Here is a 3,709-nt window from a genome sequence, read left to right as displayed (position 1 = left end):
ATTTATAATTTCAATTCTTGGCCTGGTAGCTCAGTCGGTAGAGCAGAGGATTGAAAATCCTTGTGTCGGTGGTTCGATTCCGCCCCGGGCCACCAAGAATTTATAAACCACCTTCGGGTGGTTTTTTCATTTGCTAGACTGTGCTTACTTACTCATAAGAGGCCATATGTCTGCTGTTCGAAATATCCGAATGCTCACACGCTATAACAAGTGGGCAAACAATATGCTTTTAGCCGCCATTGCTACTTTGCCACCTGACGAGGTGACTAAACAGCGTGCCGCGGCATTTGGTGGAATGTCATTCGCTTTAGCCCACATCGGCATTGTTGATCAAATATGGCGAGCCCATTTACTTGGAATAGAACACGGACTAAAGTCTCGCACTACTGAGTCGCCAGATGCTTTAGTGTTGCTGGCGGAGAAGTTAAATCAAATGGCTGATTGGTATATTCAATATGCTGACAGAATGAGTGAGCCGTTACTTAATGAAAAGGTTCATTTTTCCTTTGTTGATGGCGGTGCTGGAGAAATGACGAGAGGAGACATTCTGATTCATGTCTGTAATCACAAAGCATTTCATCGCGGTCATATTGGAGATATGTTTTACCAATCAGGCTATAGGCCGCCCCCAATAGATTTGCCTGTGTATATAAGAGATGCTTTTAATGAATCAGAGCTTGGATAAGGCATCCTGTAGCCCTGGTCGATTTCGCCCCGGGCCACCAATATTTACGATAGCCCACTTGTTGGGCTATTTTCTTTTTGGTCTTGGCGGGGTTAATCGCTATTAGTATCTGATATCCCTAGCGTGAACCGTCCTTTAAAAAGACAAATGAATTTTTCATACCTATGTCAGTCGATATCGCTTAAAACGACATTACTCAGACTCTAGTCTTAAGTAGGTTCTACTGATATTGCCTTTATGTAATTCATTAAAGTTGGCTAACTTTTCAAATTGTGGAGCATTGGATAATCCTTTTACAGCATTCTCAACGCCTGCCATTTCATCAGCATATTTTTTAGTGCCATCGACTAGAAACTTTAAGTAGTCACCAGTTTGTTTTTTAGCCTTTGCTAAATCGCAAACATTACCATGGCCAGGCAAAATGACTTTAGGAGCAATTGACCCAATCTTTGTAAAAGCATCTAGCCATGTTGTGGCATTACTCTGTGGCAGCACTCCCAAAATACGATCTACATAAATATGATCACCAGAGAACATGAGATTTTGTTGCGGAAGATAAATCACAACATCTCCAGCAAAGTGGGCATGGTTTAAATATTTAATTTGAACTTTTGTTCCGCCAAGGTTTAGCTCAACCTCATTTTGATTAATTGGGTTTTGAGCATAGGCTGGTTTTGTGTCATCAAAACGATCTTTTAAAACAGCCTTTACTGAATCTACTTGACTCATTGCCAATTGCTTTTGAGTCGCAATGGTTTTATGAAGAGCGATTACTTCTACCCCTTGGGATATAAAGTAGTCATTCCCCAACCAACGGTGATCTTGGGATCCAGTATTGATAACCCACTTTACTTTTTTGCCGGTGAGGTTTTGAACTTGTTTATCAATTAGAGCCGCCCCTTGTTTAGAGGCGCCACTATCAATCAAGATGACACCATCATTTGTAACAATAACGCCATAGTTGGCATTTAGGCCCTGATTCTCATAAGTTCTGCCGCCGATCTCACCAATTAGCGCGAAGGTGGTCTCGTTCACTTTTTGAGATGTTAATACCTCGGCTACAAGGTGGTGACTAAAAGTCACTGCCAATAAAAATGCGAAGAGATATTTTTTCATGATGAGATCCTAATGATTAGCATCATTATTAATTACGGTTTTTTATAAATTAAGTGTTATTAACCCTGACAATTGATTAAATTTCGTAAGTGTTGGAGAAAGACTTGCTATGTCGTTTAAAACGACATACATTAAACGATGAGTGTAAATAAAGGTCAGAAATGAATGCCTCAATTTTTCAGTTTGGTGAGCTCAAGCAAGAGTACCCAGTGCCAGTTCTTAATGAGAGAGTGGTTAGGGCTGCCGCAGGTATTTTATTTGTATTTGCCCTGATCTCATTTATGAATGCTTGGCTGATGGGGAACTTCTTCCCTACCAAGGTATTTGTATGTGCCTTTCTCATTGAATTTACGATTAGGATTTTCATAAACCCTAAATATGCGCCTGTCATGGTTTTGGCTCAGTGGCTAGTTAAAGGACAGCAACCTGAATACACAGGAGCTCCACAAAAGCGTTTTGCTTGGTCAATCGGATTTATCTTGGCCGCCACAATGTTCTATTTGGTAGTGCTAAAAAGTATTGTGGGGCCAATCAATATTATTGTTTGCGCTTCCTGCCTAGCGCTGATGTTTTTTGAAACCTCTTTTGGAATTTGTATCGGCTGTAAGATTTACAACCTTTTTAACAAAACCCAAGCCCAGCTATGTCCAGGGAACTCCTGTGATATCAGCACAGAGAAGCAGAACAATATATCTAAGAGTCAATTACTAGTATTAGTTTTATTTGCTTTGAGTGTTGCTACCTTATTCAATTATTTCTCTGGCAGCCCAACTAAGCCCGCATTGTCAGTAGCCCCTATCGAAGTAATTAATCAAGAGACAGACGCTAAAGAAGTTGAAAGATGTAAAGTGCCCGATTTTGCTAAAGCCATGGGGCATGAAGAAAAGTGGAAGCTACACAACAACTGTAAATAAAAGCTACTTATCCCCGGATTGAACTGTGTCGTTTAAAACGACATCTTATACGTATATATGCTTATATACGTATGTATAGGAGTATTACTTTCCTTGGTTTAATTTACTAGAGCCCCACTGATCTAATAGTCTTTGACTGTGAGCGGCTACACCCTCTAAAGAGTCTTGTGGCAATTGTTTGAGACACTCAGCCAATGCTTCTGGGCTGAGTTTTTCGGCAGGCTTATTTTGCTTAATCTCTTGAGGTGATTTGCCATCCCAAGCAAATGGATTATTAAAAGATGGTGTGTCGGGCAAGCAATCATCAGCATAAAAGGGCGCGTCATCTGAGGCAAAAGGTGTGAACGAAATTGTTCTTTCAAAAATGAGAGGCTTGCCAGTTGGCGTGGGTGGTGACGCAGGCATTGAGTAAATGGCTTTGCGAGCAAGCGCTTCTGCTTTGTCGGAAGTTTTCCAAAGTGTTTCTACTTTAGCGATGGAGCCATTTTGAGAAATCTCAATTCTGAATCTCACTTGTCCTTGGTCGGGCCCTTCAACAGCGGCACCCATCATGCTACGAACTTGCTTGCCCCAGGTGTGTCGATAGCCCTTACTATTTTTTAGCGTGTACTTGGATGCGAAAGCCCATTCTTCTGCTGTGGGGGCCGATGGTGCCTCTTGAGTGGCGGGCGCTTTAGTTGTTAGTGCTTGTGCTGATTGAAGAGGAATGATTTCTTCTTGTTTTGGCTTGGGCTCTTCTAGCTTAATAACAACAAGGTCATCTTTTTTCTTCGGTAGCTTTGTATCTGCTGGTACATACACAGACAACAAGACGATATGTAGTCCAAGCGATAGAACAATCGCCGCTTTAAAAGCAGATTGTGGCGTTTGAATCAGTCTATTAAGCAATGACAAACTTTAATCGGCTTGCTTTGCCAGTTTGACATTCATATTAAGCCAGTTGGGAATGCCATCTTCAGCTCGAACTGCCTTAAAGCCTTTTTCTCGAAGGCGC

Annotated in this window: 4 protein-coding genes and 1 tRNA gene; 3 read left to right on the top strand and 2 right to left on the bottom strand. The window is 41.4% G+C overall.

The genetic code is table 11. The features are described 5' to 3' along the window. Positions 1–19: 19 nt before the first annotated feature. Positions 20–95: transfer RNA gene (locus B7Y67_RS12815), tRNA-Phe, on the top strand. A gap of 71 nt (positions 96–166) precedes the next feature. Next, on the top strand, positions 167–685 hold the full coding sequence (locus B7Y67_RS12810) for a DinB family protein (RefSeq protein WP_293598982.1): 519 nt from the start codon (positions 167–169) through the stop codon (positions 683–685). Between the two features lie 192 nt (positions 686–877). Here the strand turns inward: B7Y67_RS12810 and B7Y67_RS12805 are convergent, their stop codons facing one another. After that, complete coding sequence (locus B7Y67_RS12805) at positions 878–1,801, bottom strand: MBL fold metallo-hydrolase (RefSeq protein WP_293598981.1); 924 nt, start codon at positions 1,799–1,801, stop codon at positions 878–880. A 161-nt stretch (positions 1,802–1,962) separates the two neighbouring features. Here B7Y67_RS12805 and B7Y67_RS12800 point away from each other — a divergent pair, with 161 nt between their 5' ends. Then, positions 1,963–2,715, top strand: a complete 753-nt coding sequence (locus B7Y67_RS12800; RefSeq protein WP_293598980.1) for a DUF4395 domain-containing protein — start codon at positions 1,963–1,965, stop codon at positions 2,713–2,715. Between the two features lie 84 nt (positions 2,716–2,799). Here B7Y67_RS12800 and B7Y67_RS12795 read toward each other — a convergent pair whose 3' ends face one another. Further along, positions 2,800–3,609: an energy transducer TonB gene (locus tag B7Y67_RS12795; RefSeq protein WP_293598979.1), complete on the bottom strand. Its 810-nt coding sequence runs from the start codon at positions 3,607–3,609 to the stop codon at positions 2,800–2,802. Positions 3,610–3,709 lie beyond the last annotated feature (100 nt).

The sequence above is a fragment of the Polynucleobacter sp. 35-46-11 genome (assembly GCF_002281105.1).
Note: the sequence above shows the minus strand (reverse complement) of the source record. Positions and strands in the feature narration are given on the sequence as shown.